Source organism: Martinezella sp. CNPSo 3964 (assembly GCF_057784375.1).
In genome coordinates this window covers 620,796-638,670 of record NZ_JBXSOW010000003.1, presented here as the reverse complement: position 1 = coordinate 638,670, position 17,875 = coordinate 620,796, and the positions used below count along the sequence as shown (strand labels likewise).

Sequence of the window (17,875 nt, the reverse complement as noted above, 5' to 3'; positions counted from 1 at the left end):
GCCCGGTCTCGCTCCGGCAAGACCATCAGTGGAGCGTATAGAGGAGAGTGCCGTAACCGAGCTGGTCGTAACCGCCACTGTTCGGGCCGTAGTCGCCGCCACCGCCCTCGGGGCGAAGCTTGGACGCGAAGGCGGAAACATAGGGGGCATTGAGCCCCTTCAGGACGACATAGTGATTATAGAGCATTTCCCAGACCGGCCGCGCCGTTCCCCTGCCCGCGTCTGAAATCGATGTCTGGGTGACATCGCTGTTCTTGTAAGTCGTGTACGGCACCTCATGGCCGAGATTGTATTTGGCGGCATATTCGGCGCCGGCAAGCACGAGGTTGTTGTCGTAGCCATAGAGATCGTCGCCCTGTGACCAGGCCATCTGGCAGATCGCGCCGACGAGAGCGATATCGAGCGTCGTATGTCCCTGATCACGCCCGGATTCCTGGACCTGAGCCAAGCCCCCATCATAGACCTTCCAGAAGGTCTTGTTCAGCGCACCATTCCCGGCGCCGCTGTGGAGATAGTCGATCGCTTCCTTGTAGATATCGGCTCTGTCGGTCAGCACGCCGATCGCCAGCATGGAGGCGAGGTTCGAGAGATCCCAATTCGCCCAATAGTGGTCCACCTTGGCGCCATTGTGCCTGACCAGAAAATCATGGTTCATGGGGTAAAATACCCTGAGCATCATGCCCTGGAACCTCGCCAGGTCGTCTGCTCTCCAGCCGCCATAGCCTCGCAGGATCTCCGCTGCATTGGCCATCTCATAGCCGTAGATCCCCGACGCGAGAAACTTGTCCGACGTACCGTCTATTTCCGTCAGCGTCGACGACCAGGCGTTCAACACCTCGACCGCCTTGGCCGCGTAAGCCGCATCGCCGCTGATCTTCCAGCGGAGAGCCAAGGCGTAGGCGGCAGCGGCATCATTGAAGATCAGCGCATAGTTTTGAGCATGAACGCCGTCATCACCACGAAAAATATTGGAAACCGGCCGGGGCTTATAGCTCAGCGACGCGTGCTTGTTGCTGACCAGCATTTGCCAGCCAGCGACGGTTGGCTTGGAACCGGCGGCGATCTGCTTGATGAGCAGATCGAAATCCGACTGGCTTTGCAAGAGGCCTGGATGGACAAATGTTCTTGTAGCGCTGCCTGTCGTGATCGTGTCGGCCTGGTTAATGGCAGCGCCGTTGGGGGAAGCCTTGCCAGACGTCGAATTGCCGTTCGCCGCCGAAGCCTGAGTTTCGTTACTCATGAGGCTGAGGCAAAGTCCCATCGCAACAAGCAAACCAGCTCTTATTCGCTTGCCGCTATGGTCGTACAAATACATCGTTCACCCGGAGCTATCGCAAGATATTCCCCGCGACCGCCGGTTCTTGCAGGCTTCAAAACAGCCAATCCACCGACCGTCACGACTAATCCCCACGCCGTAGATCATGGGGCGCCGTGTTATTACTCCGAATTTTTGAGAGTTTGAACAGCCTGCGTTCGCTAAGTGAATGCCGCTTCCAGAAAACAGCGCATAGCGGATTTCACCTGCGCATTTCGTATTATTATCGAACTCGGAAACAACAATGCCGACCGCAGGCACACTGCGACCGGCATATTTGCGACGGGCGAAAAGCCTGGCCTTACGCGACAGCCCGGGCGAGTGCACAGCGCGACCAAAGCGCATGCAGTGCGCCGACCAGCTGCTCGATATCACCATCCGAATGCAGCGGCGTCGGCGTGATGCGCAGACGCTCGGTCTTCTTCGGAACAGTCGGATAGTTGATCGGCTGCACATAGACACCGGCGTCGAGCAGCAGGTCGGAAATCCACTTGCACTTGGCGGCATCGCCGACCATCACAGGCACGACGTGGCTTGGGTTCGGCATATGCGGGATGCCCGCTGCATCGAGTTGGGCACGCAGCTTGCGCACGCGATCCTGATGACGCATGCGTTCGAACTGGCTGACCTTGAGGTGCTGGATCGAGGCGACGGCGCCTGCAGCCAGAGCTGGCGGCAGAGACGTCGTAAAGATGAAGCCGGACGCAAACGACCGGATGAAATCACACAGCGCGGTGGAGGCGGCGATGTAGCCACCCATGACACCGAATGCCTTGCCGAGCGTGCCTTCGATGACGGTCAGACGATCCATCAGTCCCTCGCGCTCGGCAATGCCGCCGCCGCGTGGGCCGTACATGCCGACGGCATGCACTTCATCGAGATAGGTCATTGCACCGTACTTGTCGGCGAGATCACAGATTTCCTTGATGGGGGCGATATCGCCATCCATGGAATAGACGGATTCAAACGCGATCAGCTTCGGTGCCTTCGGATCGGCGGCCTTCAGCTTGGCTTCGAGATCGTGCAGGTCGTTATGCTTCCAGATGACCTTGTCGCACTTCGCATAGCGAATGCCTTCGATCATCGACGCATGGTTGAGCGCATCCGAGAAGATGATGAGGCCGGGAATGCGCGCACCGAGCGTGCCGAGCGTCGCCCAGTTGGAGATATAGCCCGAGGTGAAGATCAGCGCGGATTCCTTGCCGTGGAGATCGGCGAGTTCCTGCTCGAGCAGAACATGATAGTGGTTGGTGCCAGAAATATTCCGGGTGCCTCCCGCACCCGCGCCACAGTGATCGATCGCTTCCTTCATCGCCTCGATCACTTTCGGATGCTGGCCCATACCGAGATAGTCGTTGGAGCACCAGACAGTCACTTCCTGCGGGCCATTGGCCGTATGCCTGATAGCGCGGGGGAAATTGCCACGGCGGCGTTCGAGATCTGCGAAGACCCGATAGCGACCCTCATTGTGAAGACCGTCCAGCTCGCCCTTAAAAAATGCTTCGAAATCCATCATCTGCTCCAGTACCGTGCGACCGTTTTCGAGAATGCCGGTTCGCACGTCAACCCCTCCGCATTGCTTTCGCGCCCGCTGCGGCAAATGGCCCCTAATTTTGAACAATTCCAGACAAGAATAACCATTCACGTCAAATTGACAATCGAAACCATGCTGGAAACACTCTCTCCGGAGCGGAGGGTAAACCCCACCGCTCCGGGCTTTTTCATGGCGAATCTAGGCTGCGACCACGGCGCGCTTGGCCATGACCTTGATCAGATTGGCGCGATATTCGGCCGTGGCGTGCAGATCGGACAGCAGCGTCGATGAGTCCACAGTCACGCTGGTCGCCGCATCCGGTAGCCAGTTCGCCGCAAACGCCTGCTCCAGGCCAGAATGGCGGAAAACACCGTCCGCGCCTGCGCCGGTCACGGCAACGCGAACGCCGCCAGCCCCCTTGGCAACGAAGACTCCCGTCATCGCATAGCGCGAGGCCGGGTTGGGGAACTTGGCATAACCAGCTCTTTCCGGCGCATCGAAGGCGATGGAGGTGATCAGCTCAGCCCCCTCCAGCGCCGTTTCGAACAAGCCCCGGAAGAAGTCGTCGGCTGCGATCTGGCGCCGGTCGGTGACGATGGTGGCATTCAGCGCCAGCATCGCCGATGGATAATCCGCCGCCGGATCGTTGTTTGCGACGGACCCGCCGATCGTGCCCATGTGACGCACATGCGGATCGCCGATCATGCCGGCAAGGTCGCACAGCGCCGGACAGACCGCACGGATCGCCGCCGAGGAGGCAACTTCCGCATGGGTGGTCGCCGCTCCGATCGTGACCCTGCGGCCATCGACCCGTATCCCCTTGATCGAGGGGATATGCCGGAGATCGACGAGATCGCTCGGCGATGCCAGACGCTGTTTCATGGTAGCGATCAGCGTCATGCCGCCGGAGACATATTTGCCTTCGTCGGCATTCGACAGAAGCTTGACGGCTTCGTCGACCGAGGAGGCGCGATGGTAATTCGTTGCATACATTGTCCTATCCTCCTCTTGTCTCAGGCCGTGGCCCGTGCCGCTTCCCACACCTTGAGCGGGGTTGCCGGCATGGTCAGCGTGTTGTTGCCGATGGCATCGGTAATGGCGTTGATCAGCGCCGGCGGCGAGCCGATGGCACCCGCCTCGCCGCATCCCTTGATACCCAGGGGATTGTTCGGACACGGCGTGTTCTGATGCGAAAGCTGGAAGGACGGCAGATCATCGGCGCGCGGCATGGTGTAATCCATGAAGCTCGCCGTCAGAAGCTGACCGCTCTCATCGTAATGCACGCCTTCCAGCAGCGCCTGGCCGATACCCTGCGCGATGCCGCCATGCACCTGTCCCTCGACGATCATCGGATTGATGATGTTGCCGAAGTCGTCGGCCGCGACGAACTGCACGATCTCGGTCTTGCCCGTTTCCGGATCCACTTCGACCTCACAGATGTAGCAGCCGGCCGGGAAAGTGAAGTTCGCGGGATCGTAGAAGGCGGTTTCCTTCAGACCCGGCTCCATGCCGGCGGGCAGATTGTGCGCCGTGTAGGAGGCGAGCGCCACCTGGAACCAGGGCAGCGCCTTGTCGGTGCCCGCGACCTTCAGCTCGCCGTTCTCGATGACGATATCGCTTTCGTCGGCCTCCATCAGATGCGCGGCGATCTTCTTTGCCTTCGCCTCCACCTTGTCGAGCGCCTTGACAACGGCGGACATGCCGACGGCACCCGAACGGGAACCATAGGTGCCCATGCCCATCTGCACCTTGTCGGTATCACCATGGACTATGGAGACGCTGTCGATCGGCACGCCAAGCCGGTCGGCGACCAGCTGCGCAAAGGTCGTCTCGTGCCCCTGCCCGTGACTGTGCGAGCCGGTGAGAACTTCGATGGTCCCGACGGCGTTCACCCGCACCTCGGCCGATTCCCACAGGCCGACGCCGGCACCGAGCGACCCCACAGCCTGCGACGGTGCGATGCCGCATGCCTCGATGTAGCAGCTCATGCCGATGCCGCGCTTCATGCCGCGGCGGGCCGCTTCCGTCTTGCGGGCCGGGAAGCCGGCCCAATCCGCCTGCTGCATGGCGGCGTTGAGCGAAGCCTCGTAGTCGCCGGCGTCATAATTCATGATGACCGGCGTCTGGTGGGGGAAGGAACGGATGAAGTTGATCCGTCGCAGCTCCGCTGGCGAAACGCCAAGTTCGCGCGCAGCCGTTTCGACGGTGCGCTCGAGCAGATAGGTCGCCTCCGGCCGCCCTGCCCCGCGATAGGCGTCGACCGGCACGGTATTGGTATAGACCGTGCGGACATTGGCATGGATCGCCGGGATGTCATATTGGCCCGACAGCAGCGTCGCATAGAGGTAGGTCGGCACCGCCGAGGAGAAGAGCGACATGTAGGCGCCGAGATTGGCGATCGTGTCGACCTTCAGCGCCGTCATGCGGTTTTGCGCATCGAAGGCCATCTTCACCTTGGAGAGATGATCGCGGCCATGCGCATCGGTGAGGAAGGCTTCGGTACGATCAGCCGTCCACTTGACCGGCACGCCGGTCTTTTTCGACGCCCAGAGACAGACGATTTCTTCCGGATAGATGTAGATCTTCGAACCGAAGCCGCCGCCGACATCGGGCGCGATGACGCGCAGCTTGTTTTCCGGCGCGACATTGTAGAAGGCGCTCATGACGAGCCGGGCCACATGCGGGTTCTGGCTGGTCGTGTAGCAGGTATAGTGGTCTTCGGCAGCATCATAGATGCCGAGCGTGGCGCGCGGCTCCATGGCATTCGGCGAAAGCCGGTTGTTGTGAATCTCGATTTCGGTGACGTGCGCGGCCTCGGCAATCGCCTTGTCGGTCGCTGCCGCATCGCCGAGCTCCCAGTCGAAGATCAGATTGTTCGCCGCCTCAGGATGGATCTGCGGCGCACCGGCTTTCAGCGCATCCACCGCCTCGACGACGGCAGGCAGCTCCTCGTAGTCGACCTCTACCGCTTCGGCCGCATCGCGCGCCTCGCCGAGACTATCGGCAACGACGATCGCGACGGCATCGCCGACGTAGCGGACCGTATCGACCGCCAGGGGACGCCAGGCGCCCATATTCATCGGCGACCCATCCCTGGAATGGATCATCCAGCCGCAGATCAGGTTGCCGATACCGTCGGCAAGCAGCTGCTTGCCCTCGAGCACGCCGATCACGCCGGGCATGGAAAGTGCCGCCGACGCATCGATACCCTTGATCTTTGCATGCGCATGCGGGCTGCGAACGAAATAAGCGTATTTCATTCCCGGCGTCACCATATCGTCGGTGTAGCGCCCCTTGCCCGTCAGAAATCGCTTGTCTTCCTTGCGCGCCACGCGCGCGCCAATGCCTTCCACGCCCATCACATCCTCCCATCGGGGTTGCGGGCCTGGCACCACGCCAAGACGACGATCATCGGCGCTCTGCCAGACGGTCTCGGTGAAACTCTATTCGGCCGCTTGGCTCGCGGCATTCATCTCGGCATTGGCTGAAAGCACCGCCTTGACGATGTTGTGATAGCCGGTGCATCGACAGATATTGCCTTCAAGCTCGCTGCGCACCGTCTTCTCGTCCAGCTTGCCGCCATGTCGGTTGATCATGTCGACCGACGTCATCACCATGCCCGGCGTGCAGAAGCCGCATTGCAGGCCATGATGCTCCTTGAAGGCAGCCTGTACCGGATGCAGCTCGCCATTGGCGGCCAAACCCTCGATGGTTGTGATCTTGGAGCCGGAGGCCTGAACGGCCAGGATGGAACAGCTCTTCACCGACTTGCCGTCCATATGCACGACACAGGCGCCGCACTGGCTGGTATCGCAGCCGACATGGGTTCCGGTCAGGCCAAGTTTTTCCCTGATGAAATGGACAAGCAGCGTGCGATCCTCGCACTCGCTGCTGACCGAACGGCCGTTCACCGTCAAAGTCACTTTTGCCATATTTTCCTCCTCGCCTCTCCTCCAGAGGCAAGGGGTATCATTTGACTTTTTCGCAATCCAATCAACCTCTACTTTAGAGAGGAGGCCGATTTTATGCTCGCAAAGGACTGTTTTATTCTCCAGGCCCAAAGCCGCCTTTGTTCAGCAATAAAAAAACTGACGTCCACCAATAGACAATCATATTTTGCACGATATTTTCTATCATTGCAGGACTGTAAAGACAGCCCATCGTGGTGGAGCTGAAGAATTGGGACGACGTTGGCCGGGGTTCGGCTTAACTAACGTTGGAGAGAGTAAATGAAAAAAGTTCTTATGCTCGCACTGGTCGGCTTGTCTATCGCAAGCTGCACGCCGACCGAACAGGGTGCTGGTATCGGCGCAGCATCTGGCGCGATCATCGGCGGCGCAGTCACCGGCAACGTCCGTGGCGCGGCAGTCGGTGCAGCGATCGGCGGCGTGTCCGGCGCCGTCATCGGCAGCGTCCAGGAACAGCCCGGCCAGTGCTACTACCGTGACCGCTACGGTCGTCGCTACATCGACGATTGCCCGCGTGGCGGCTATCGCGGTGGCTATGGCGGCGGTTACGGCGGCTACTGATCGATCCCAGCAGGAAGTTTTCGAAAGTCCCGGACGGCAAGTCCGGGACTTTTTGATTCCGGCCGATAAATGGCTGCGGAACCGGCATCAAACCCGCCCGCCGCATGGCTGGGACAACCCATGGACGCTGTTTTTCAGACCGCTCGAATACATGAGAACTCTGACGGAAACATTGGCGTTTCACCCAATACCGGGCATATTTTCCAGGTTTTTGACTCCAAAACGGTACACCTGAGCGTCTTTTGCCTCTATGGTGGCCGCGCGTTAACTCCCGGGAAACGTCAAACTGCGTAAGTTCTCATGTAACCGTAAAGCGGCGTATGCATAAAAGAACTGAACCGAGAAAGAGTATTGCGTATCGGCAGGCAGGAACCGTGGCAGCGGTTGCGGCAGCCCTCGCGCTCGGTCCGGTGTGCGCCCAAAATGCCTTTGCATTCAAGCTCTTCGGTATGAGGCTCTGGGGTGAGGACGAAACGGCGGATCAGGTTTCCGATCCCGTCCACTACACGGTCGATTTCAAGGCCGACAATCTCGACAAGGATCTCAAGGACGCATTGAGCGAAAGCTCGATGCTGGTTTCCGATGAAAAAAAGCCCGTATCCGGCGACCTTGGCGTGGTCGTGAAGGCGCGTGACGATCGGGATCGCCTCATCGCGACACTTTATGAGAAGGCCCGTTACGGCGGCGTGGTCACGATCACCGTCAACGGCACCCCCTTGGATGCCCTGCCCCCGACACCGACCTTCAGCCGCGCCAAGCCGGTTGCCGTCACGATCAGCGTCGATCCCGGCCCCGTCTTCAAACTCGGCAGGATCAACCTGCTCGGCGACGCCGCCCGGCTGGACCCGGCTAATTATGGTCTCGTGCGCGGCGGCGATGCCGGCTCGCTGACCATTCTGAAGGCAGGCGACAAGATGGTCGCCGATTTCAAGAATGAGGGTCATCCGCTCGCCAAGCTCGACAAGCGTGATGTCGTTGCCGACCATGCGAGCAATACCGTCGACGTTTCGCTGCAGGTCGAGAGCGGCCCCGTCGCTCCCTTCGGCAATGTCGGTGTCACCGGCCAGAAATCGGTCGATCCGGATTTCATCAAGCGCTATGCCCGCATCAACGAAGGCAAGCCCTACTCGCCGGACGAATTGAAAAAGGCGTCGGATCGCCTGAGGAAGCTCGGTGTCTTCTCCAGCGTCACCATCCGTGAGGCCGACAAGCTGGCGCCTGACGGCAGCATCCCGACGACCATCGAGGTCTCGGAAGGCAAGCAGCGCTTCTTCGGCGCCGGCGCGCAATATTCCACAATCGACGGTTTCGGCCTGAGCGGCTATTGGGGACATCGCAATCTGACCGGCCGTGCCGACTCGCTGCGCATCGAAGGATCCGTCTCCCGCATCGGCGAGACCACGGATGTCGGAAAGCTCGATTACACCGCCGGCATTACCTATGTCCGGCCGGCAACCTTCTATCCCTCGGCAACCTTTACCGGGGCCCTCAAGATGCAGAGCCTGCATCCGGATGCCTATGACGCCGACACCGTGACGGCGAGCGGCGGTCTCGCTTACGAAATCAACGATCAGGATACCGTTTCCGCCGGCGGCGAAGTGTCTTACGAAAGAGACACGACCGACGCCTTCGGAAAACACAATTACCTGACGATTGCGATCCCACTCGAATATGTCCGCGACACGCGCGACAACAAGCTGGACCCGACCGAAGGCTATCGCGCCTCGATCAGCGCCAAGCCAAGCTATGAGGCGATGGGCGGCTCGATCTTCAGCTCCTTCGAAGGATCGATCAGCGGCTATAAGGGCGTCGGCGCCAACAATAACGTCGTCTTTGCCGGCAAGCTCTCCGCCGGTACATTGCTGGGCGCAAACAGCATCGACGACATTCCCGCCACTCGGCGCTTCTATGCCGGCGGCGGTGGCTCGGTGCGCGGCTACAGCTATCAGGGGATCTCGCCCTATAACTCCAATGGTGACGAAACGGGCGGACGCTCCTACGTGACGGCCTCCTTCGAAGCCCGCGTGAAGATCACCGACACGATCGGTGTCGTGCCCTTCGTCGACATGGGCAGCGTCACCGACACCGCCTTCCCCGACTTTTCCGATCTGCGCATTGGCGCTGGCGTCGGCCTGCGCTACGCTACGCCCTTCGGCCCGATCAGGCTCGATGTCGCCGTGCCGTTGAAGAAATATGACAACGGCACATCTTATGGCATCTACGCCGGCATCGGCCAGGCCTTCTGACAAACCGTATAGTTGTCGCGGACGTTTCAGCACACGGTTACGAAATTGGGGTTACTGTCGCTTTCATGAGCATATTGATTCGAATCCTCGGGAAATTGGTGCGCTGGCTCGCCTATGCGATCGTGGCAATCCTTTTGCTCGTGGTTGCGGCTGTGCTCGTCGTCGGTCTGGTACCCTCCGCAACCGGCTATGCGATCGACCAGGTGGCGAAGATTGCCTCGACGTCGGATCGCACCATCGCCATCGCCGCGCCCTCCGGACTGCTGAACGGCAATCTGAGGATTGGCTCGATCACCGTATCCGACACCAAAGGCCCCTATGCCAAGGTGCAGAACCTTGCCATCGACTGGTCTCCGTTATCTTTGCTGACCGGCACCTTCCATGCCGATCGCGTCGCAGCCGATGTCGTCGATTTCCAACGGCTGCCGGTTTCGACGGCCGCACCCGCACCGGCAACGCAGCCGGCAAGCTCTAGCGGTTTCTCCCTGCCCATCGCCGTCGATGTCGGCAAGATCGCTCTGCCTGACTTGCGCATCGGACAGGCTGTTGCCGGACAGGATTTCATTCTGGCCGCCGATGGCAGCGTCAAGGCAAACAGCAGCAGCATGGGTTTGACGCTCAATGCCTCCAGGCACGATGTGCCGGATGCCAAGCTTTCCGCCGATATCGCCTTCGCACCGGCCGAGAACCAGCTGAAACTGAAGACGCAGATTTCCGAGCCGCGCGACGGCATGCTGGCCGGCCTTCTGCACCTGCCGGGCGGCCCGGCCGTCAATATTGATCTTTCCGGCGAAGGCCCCCTCTCCAATTGGGCGGGCAAGCTGCAGGCGGCACTCGACGGCAAGCCGACGGTTACCATCAGCGGTCACCACAGCCTCTCGGCCGACGGCCTGCACCATATCGACGTCAAGGGCGGCGGCGACGTCGATTCGCTGCTGCCGCCGACCATGCGGGCGCTCTTTGCCGGCCAGACCACCATCGATCTCTCGGCAACCTTCGACGGCAAGGGCAAGATCGATATTCAGACCGGCAATCTCGCCACCGGCAGCGCCGTGCTTGCCGCATCGGGCACGCTCGATCCCGCCGGAAACAACAGCCTCAATGCCAATCTGATCGGCACCTCCGGTCCCGTCGATTTCCGCTGGCCGATGGAAGACGGCGAGGTCCGCGCCTTGATTTCGCGGGTCGACATCGCGCTGACGGGCGCTGCCCAATCGGTAAAGATAGATGCCAAGGCCGCGCTCGACAGCGCCAGCACGCCGCAGGGCAATATCGGGCAGATCAATCTCAGCGCCAGAAGCGATGCCTTCAATCTCAACGGCATGTCCGGTCCGCTGCAGCTTCGCCTCGTCGTCGGTCAGACAGCTTTCGTCAGTCCCGACCTCAATCGCCTCATCCGTGCACCGATTGCGCTGACTGCACCGCTGCAACTCTCGCCCGATACGATTGGCTTCAACAATACGACGCTCGAAAGCGCCAGCATCGGCGGCACGGTCAACGGCAAGTACACGCTGTCGTCCAAGGCGCTGACGGGTAATTTCAAGCTCTTCGCCCTCCCCGGCGTGCTGCCGGATGGCGTGTCGGACAAATTCGAGGGCACGATTTCGCTGGAGGGCCAGGTCGCGGGCACGGTGCCGGCCAAGATGACGCTCTCCAATCTTGCGGTGAAATCCAACGTTGCCGAGATCAACGGCAATGTCGCGCTCAATGAGCAGTCGCTGACCACAGATCTATCGGGCAAGGTGCTCGACCTCTCCAAGCTGGTCCCGAATGCGCAAGGACAGGCCGATATCGGCCTCAAGGCCAAGGGTCCGCTTTCCGCGCTCGGCATCAACGCGACGGTCAAGGCCGTCAATGTCAAGCTGGCGGGACGGTTGCTGGATACGCTCGACGTTAACCTGACCGGCACCGCCGACCCCAAGGCACCGCAGGCGAAGGTTCAAGCAAGCGGCGCGATCGACGGCAAGCCGATCCGCATCACTGCCGACGCCGTTTCCAAGGATAGCCGCACCAGCATTCCGTCCCTGACAGCCGAAATCGGCACCAACAAGCTGCAGGGCAAGCTGGATCTGTCGCCGAGCTTCGAGCCGACAGGTGCACTGACCTTCGACCTGCCGGATCTCAGCCTGCTGGCCGCACTTGCCGGACAGAAGGCCGAGGGTGACCTCAAGGGCTCGCTCGATATTGCCAGCGCCAACGGCAAGATCGGCCTGAAAGTCAATGCCAACGGCAGCGGCATCCGCCGCGACGATCTCGTCATCAGCAAGCCGGCCGTGGCGCTTGCCGTCGATGATCTCAAGGCCTTCTCCGCCAATGGCAGCATCCGCGCCGATACGATCGCCTCCGGCGCCAACCGCATCGCCGATCTCAACCTGACCTTTACCCAGCAGGGCAGCCGCACGGATTTCGATCTGAAATCGACCTATGATAACGCGCCGCTGACGACACGCGGCAGCGTCGAAACGGCTGGCGGCCAGACGACGGTAAACCTCGACTCGTTTGCAGGCGCACCGCGCACGATACCAGTGAAGCTCGCATCGCCGACGAAGGTCGTCATCAAGGACCGCATCGCCTCGCTGAACGGCCTGACCCTCCAGACCGGCGGCGGCTCGGTGACCGTTGACGGCACCGCCGGGCAGGCTCTGAACATCAATGCAAAAATCGCCAACCTGCCGGCGAGCCTTGCCAATGCCTTTGCACCGACGCTTGCGGCGGAGGGCGTCATCTCCGGCACGCTGGCAGTTACCGGCAAGGCGACCTCGCCCGCCGTTGTCTTCCAGACCAATTGGTCGGGGGCGGCAACAAGCCAGACGAAATCCGCTGGCCTCGCGCCGCTCGGCATCAAGGCCGACGGCAAATTCGCCGACAACGTCGTGACTATCAACACCAACCTGACCGGCCAGAGCGGCCTGGCGCTGAATGGCGGCGGCAGCGTCGCCATTGCCGGCAACAAGGCGATGGCGTTGAAGTTTGCCGGTAATCTGCCGTTCGACGCCTTGGCAGGCCAGCTGGCCGCCCAGGGCCTGGTCATGACGGGTACGGCGAAAATCGACATGCAGATCGGCGGCACGACAGCGGCACCCGCCATATCAGGCTCGATTACCACCGACGGAGCCAAGCTGGTCGATGTCAGGCGAAACCTGACGCTCAGCGGCCTTGCCGTCACTGTGACACTCGATGGCAGGCAGGCCGTCATCTCGCGGTTGAGCGGCAACCTCACCAGCGGCGGCAGCATTTCCGGCAGCGGCACGGTTGGCATTACCTCGGATAGCGGCTTCCCCGCCGATATTCAGATGAAATTCAACAACGCGACCTATGTCGACGGAACCCTCGTCGCCGCGACCGTCAACGGCACGCTCGGCATCAAGGGACCGCTGATGACCGCGCCGATGCTGACCGGCAATCTGCGGATCAACAAGGCATCGATTACCGTGCCACAGAAGTTGCCAGCCTCGCTGTCGGAGATCAACATCAAGCACAAGAATGCGCCGGCTGCGGTCAACGCCCAGTTCAAGGACCAGAAGCCGGAGGCGCCGCGCAGCAAATCGACCACCCTCGGCATCGACCTGCAACTCGATGCACCCTCGCAGATCTTCGTGCGCGGCCGCGGCATCGACGCCGAACTCGGCGGCAGCATCACGGTGCGCGGCACGGCGGCGGAGCCTGTGGTATCCGGCGGTTTCACCATGCGGCGCGGGCGTCTGACCATCTTGAGCCGCCGGCTGGATTTCACCGATACCAGCAAGATCACTTTCGGCGGCGACCTGACGCCGGCGCTCAGCATGGAAGCGACATCGACGGCAGGCTCCACCACGATAACGGTCGATGTCACCGGTCTGGCAACCGACCCGCAGATCGGCTTTTCCTCGTCGCCGGCGCTGCCGCAGGACGAGGTGCTGGCGCAGCTGATCTTCGGCCAGTCCATGTCGAAACTATCGGCCATGCAGATCGCCCAGCTTGCCGATGCCGCCAGCCAGCTGGCCGGCGGACGCTCCACCTCGCTCTTCGAAGGCCTGCGAAGCCATCTCGGTGTCGATGATCTGGACATCTCGACGGATGCGAACGGCCAGGCGCAGGTTGGCGCCGGCAAGTATCTGAACAAACGCACCTATATCGAGCTGCAGCAGGGCGCTTCCAACAACACCAAGGCGATCATCAATCTCAATGTCGGGCGCGGCGTGAAGCTGCGCGGTGCGGCGGGTTCGGACGGCGCCGGCGAAGCCGGCATTGTCTACGAACATGAGTATTGAAGCATAAATCCGCTCGCGCCTCATCAGTCGCCCCATCCGCACGTTACTATTCGGCGAACCGGGAGATTGATGTCAGGGTCGCCCGTGTGTTTGTCATTTTTGCTAAATCGAATTGACCAAATCGCCAAAAGTCAGTCAGTTTTCGACAATTTTCCATCTTTTTGCTGTCATGCTGAAAATCGATAATGCGCGCCAACAGCCTCTAACCCTCGGAGCAATGCCGATGAATACGCAATCCACTCCCGTTACCCTGATCGGCGTTCCCCTGGAGGAGGGTTCCGGCCGCCGCGGCGCCGGCATGGGTCCGACCGCACTTCGCATCGCCGGCATCGAAACCACACTGACCGAGCTTGGCCATCGCGTCACGGATAGCGGCGACCTGCATCCGGCGGCGGCGACAGACCTGCCGGAGCATCCCCACGCTCATAATTTGAAAATCGTCGGCGCCTTCACGCGCGCACTCGAAGCAAAGGTCTATGACGTCGCGTCCTCCGGCAGCTTCCCGCTGATCCTTGGCGGCGATCACAGTCTTTCCATGGGCAGCGTCTCCGGCATGGCCCGCCACGCGGCGGAAGTCGGTCGCCCGCTCTTCGTGCTCTGGCTCGACGCGCACTCCGATTTCAATTCGCCCGCCACCTCGCCCTCGGGCAATATTCATGGCATGCCTGTTGCCTACTATTGCGGTGAGGCCGAGATTGAAGGCGTGTTGCCGACCGGCCGGCCGCTGGTCGATCCGACGAAGGTCTTCCAGGTCGGCATCCGTTCCGTCGACCCGCGCGAGCGCGAGGAAATCCGCGAACACGGCGTCAATGTCTTCGACATGCGCTCGCTCGACGAACAGGGTGTTGCCGCCATCATGCGCAAGGTGCTCGATACCGTCAGTGCCGCCAACGGCCTGCTGCATGTGAGCTTCGATGTCGATTTCCTCGATCCCGATATCGCGCCGGGCGTGGGCACGACCGTGCCGGGCGGCGCGACCTATCGCGAGGCGCATCTCATCATGGAAATGCTCTCCGACAGCAATCTCGTCTCCTCGCTCGATCTCGTCGAACTCAACCCCTTCCTCGATGACCGCGGCAAGAGCGCCCGCGTGCTCGTGGAGATGGCGGCAAGCCTCTTTGGCCGGCGCATTTTCGATCGTCCGACCCGGGCCGCCTAAAGGCGGCTCATTTTTCCCTCGAGGCCTCCTCGCCCTTCGACAAGCTCAGGGTGAGGATGGAGTGAGCTACATCTTTGATGCGGCTTACCGTTCTCCTCTCCGGCAGATCGAGAAGACCAGCCCTCATGGTGACGAGGCCCAAAGGGCCATCTCGAACCACGAGGGCGGGTGACCAAGTCTCCCTTTACAACTCCATGCTGCCGGCATCGTGCTCTGCCTACTTATACAGTCGAAACAGCTTGTATAGATTTAGGTTTAAGCAATGTTCTTGCTCTATCGTGCCAACAACACGTCGGATTCGGCGTCACGGTTCAATGGGAAGAACGTTCATGGCCACGATCAATTCCACCAGCTTCAGCGGCGAGACTCTGGAGATCATTGCCTTCCGGCTGCATGATCAGGAATTCTGCGTCAAGACCACCACGATCCGCGAAATCCGCGGCTGGGCGCCATCAACGCCGATCCCACACGCACCGGCCGATGTCATCGGCGTCATGAACCTGCGCGGCTCGGTCATCCCGATCATCGACCTCGCCTACAAGCTCGGCATGCAGAGCACGGTCGCCAATGAGCGCAGCGCCATCGTCGTTGCCGAAGTCCACAATATGGTCATCGGCATGCTGGTCGACCGCGTTTCCGACATCCTGACGATCGCCTCCAGCCAGGTGCAGCCGGTCCCGGAAGTCACAGCCTCCTTCGATCGCGCCTATTGCGAAGGCATCATCGCCACCGAGAACGGAATGATCTGCTTCCTGAACCTCGCCAAGATGTTCAAGGAAAACGAAACAGACGAACTCGCCGCATAACTTCGCAGCACAGTCCTTTTTAAGAAACCGCCGCTCTTTCACGGCGGTTTTTTATTTTCCTCTAATTTTAGTTAGTTATATTTTATTTAAATTATAATTTCTAATGAACTAATTTTTACCCGAAATTAAAGGAGGCAACTCCATCATCGATTGTGAAGCGAGGAAAGAAAATACAATTTCAACATTCCGACCATCCCTTGCGGAACGCCGTTCTTCGGCGTGCCGACGAGCGCGGCCGCCCGCTTCGATGCCATGAATCGACGCCCGACAAACGCGAGCCTTCTAAGAGGGAATAGGAATGTTCAGTCTATCATCGGATGCCAGCCGTATTCTTTCCGCCGTTTCCAAATCACAGGCTATCATTGAATTCGACCTTCAGGGTAAAGTACTGACCGCAAACGAGAATTTCTGCCGAGCATTGGGCTATGAGCTGAAGGAGATCGTCGGCAATCATCACCGGATGTTCTGTGATCCCGCCTATGTCACGACGCCGGCCTATCATGATTTCTGGGCGCGTCTCGGCCGTGGCGAATACGATGCCGGCACCTACAGGCGTCTTGCCAAGGGCAATCGCGAGATCTGGATACAGGCCTCCTACAACCCCGTCTTCCGTAACGGAAAGCCGGTGAAGGTTGTAAAATTCGCAGCCGATGTCACCGAAGCCAGGAAGAAGGCGATCGACGATGCCAGTAAGCTCGAGGCGCTCTCGCGCTCGCAGGCCGTCATCGAATTCCTGCCGACCGGCGAAATCCTGACCGCGAACGAGAACTTCTGCAATGCCATGGGCTATGCGCCGGGCGAGATCGTCGGCAAGCATCACAGCATTTTCTGCGATCCGACCTATGCCCGCACCGAGGAATACAAGCGCTTCTGGCAGCGCCTGGCGCAGGGCGAGTTCATCGCCAACGAATTCGTCCGCTACGGCAAGGGGGGCAAGGAAATCTGGATCCAGGCGGCCTATAATCCCATCGTCGATGCCGAAGGCAGGGTCTACAAGGTCGTGAAATTCGCGACCGACGTCACCTCGCGCATGAGCGCCATCAGCGAACTTGCCGGCGCACTTCGCAGCCTGTCGGAAGGCGATCTGACGAAAACGCTTGAGCGTGCCTTCGTGCCCTCCATGGAGCAGCTTCGCCACGATTTCAACGCGACGATCGAGAAGCTTTCCGAGACACTAACCACCGTCGGCCACAATGCCAGCGCCATCGCTGCCGGCTCCCGCGAGCTCGGAGACTCGGCAGAGGCATTCTCACGGCGCACCGAACAGCAGGCGGCCTCCGTGGAAGAGACAGCGGCGGCCCTGGAAGAAATCACCACGACGGTCGCCGATTCCAGCCAGCGTGCCGAGGAAGCCGGACGCCTGGTGGCCGAGACCAAGCGCGGCGCCGAAGAATCCGGTACGGTGGTCCGCAACGCCGTCGCCGCCATGGACCAGATCGAGAAATCTTCTCGCGAGATCACCAATATTATCGGCGTCATCGACGATATCGCCTTCCAGACCAACCTTCTCGCACTGAATGCCGGCGTCGAGGCAGCACGAGCCGGCGAAGCCGGCAAGGGCTTTGCCGTTGTCGCCCAGGAAGTGCGAGAACTGGCGCAGCGTTCGGCCAGCGCCGCCAAGGAGATCAAGGCGTTGATCACCACCTCCAGCGAGCACGTTAAGAACGGCGTCGGCCTTGTCGGCCAGACGGGCAAGGCATTGGAGCAGATCGTCACCCAGGTCGGCGATATCAACACCAACGTCGACGCCATTGTGAAGGCTTCGAAGGAACAGACGATTGGCCTTCGGGAAATCAATTCGGCGATCAACTCGCTGGATCAGACCACCCAGCAGAACGCCGCCATGGTCGAGGAAAGCACGGCGGCAAGCCTCAGGCTCGCCAACGAGGCGGATGCGCTGCATATGCTGCTGGCCCAATTCCGCCTGGCAGACTCGATGATCCGCGATGTGGTGATGCGCCGCGCGGCCTGACCGACGCCACAGCTCATTAAGAAGCATGAAGCCGCCCAGACCTAACTGGGCGGCTTCATCGTTT

11 protein-coding genes are annotated in these 17,875 nt (G+C 60.5%); 6 read left to right on the top strand and 5 right to left on the bottom strand.

Translation table 11 applies throughout. The features are described 5' to 3' along the window. Nucleotides 1–25: 25 nt before the first annotated feature. The 5 genes from AC13Q5_RS13445 to AC13Q5_RS13425 all read right to left on the bottom strand — a co-directional run bounded on the left by AC13Q5_RS13445 (nt 26) and on the right by AC13Q5_RS13425 (nt 6,781). The gene (locus AC13Q5_RS13445) at nt 26–1,240 is read right to left on the bottom strand and encodes an alginate lyase family protein (protein WP_488501947.1); all 1,215 of its coding nucleotides are present in this window, start codon (nt 1,238–1,240) and stop codon (nt 26–28) included. A gap of 376 nt (nt 1,241–1,616) precedes the next feature. Beyond that, entirely contained in the window at nt 1,617–2,828 is a 1,212-nt protein-coding gene (gene hemA, locus AC13Q5_RS13440) for a 5-aminolevulinate synthase (RefSeq protein WP_075853833.1), read from the bottom strand. 219 nt (nt 2,829–3,047) lie between these two features. Beyond that, nucleotides 3,048–3,842 (bottom strand): FAD binding domain-containing protein, encoded by a 795-nt coding sequence (locus AC13Q5_RS13435; RefSeq protein WP_457882184.1) that lies wholly within the window; start codon nt 3,840–3,842, stop codon nt 3,048–3,050. Between the two features lie 20 nt (nt 3,843–3,862). Next, nucleotides 3,863–6,208 carry a xanthine dehydrogenase family protein molybdopterin-binding subunit gene (locus AC13Q5_RS13430; RefSeq protein ID WP_075853723.1) on the bottom strand — a complete coding sequence of 782 codons (2,346 nt, stop codon included), beginning with the start codon at nt 6,206–6,208 and terminating at the stop codon, nt 3,863–3,865. Between the two features lie 84 nt (nt 6,209–6,292). Continuing rightward, nucleotides 6,293–6,781, bottom strand: a complete 489-nt coding sequence (locus tag AC13Q5_RS13425; protein WP_075853722.1) for a (2Fe-2S)-binding protein — start codon at nt 6,779–6,781, stop codon at nt 6,293–6,295. A gap of 297 nt (nt 6,782–7,078) precedes the next feature. Between AC13Q5_RS13425 and AC13Q5_RS13420 the strand changes: the two genes are divergently transcribed. The 6 genes from AC13Q5_RS13420 (at nt 7,079) to AC13Q5_RS13395 (ending at nt 17,811) form a co-directional block, all read left to right on the top strand. Beyond that, a complete protein-coding gene (locus AC13Q5_RS13420) occupies nt 7,079–7,378 on the top strand; it encodes a YMGG-like glycine zipper-containing protein (RefSeq protein WP_069612891.1) in 300 nt (99 codons plus the stop codon). 320 nt (nt 7,379–7,698) lie between these two features. Further along, nucleotides 7,699–9,624 carry an autotransporter assembly complex protein TamA gene (locus AC13Q5_RS13415; RefSeq protein ID WP_488501946.1) on the top strand — a complete coding sequence of 642 codons (1,926 nt, stop codon included), beginning with the start codon at nt 7,699–7,701 and terminating at the stop codon, nt 9,622–9,624. A gap of 65 nt (nt 9,625–9,689) precedes the next feature. Continuing rightward, on the top strand, nt 9,690–13,874 hold the full coding sequence (locus tag AC13Q5_RS13410; RefSeq protein ID WP_488501945.1) for a translocation/assembly module TamB domain-containing protein: 4,185 nt from the start codon (nt 9,690–9,692) through the stop codon (nt 13,872–13,874). A 223-nt stretch (nt 13,875–14,097) separates the two neighbouring features. Beyond that, complete coding sequence (rocF, locus tag AC13Q5_RS13405) at nt 14,098–15,033, top strand: arginase (RefSeq protein ID WP_488501944.1); 936 nt, start codon at nt 14,098–14,100, stop codon at nt 15,031–15,033. A 329-nt stretch (nt 15,034–15,362) separates the two neighbouring features. Further along, on the top strand, nt 15,363–15,839 hold the full coding sequence (locus AC13Q5_RS13400) for a chemotaxis protein CheW (protein ID WP_069612887.1): 477 nt from the start codon (nt 15,363–15,365) through the stop codon (nt 15,837–15,839). Nucleotides 15,840–16,137: 298 nt separating this feature from the next. Beyond that, nucleotides 16,138–17,811, top strand: coding sequence for a methyl-accepting chemotaxis protein (locus tag AC13Q5_RS13395; RefSeq protein WP_488501943.1), 1,674 nt, complete (start codon nt 16,138–16,140; stop codon nt 17,809–17,811). Nucleotides 17,812–17,875 lie beyond the last annotated feature (64 nt).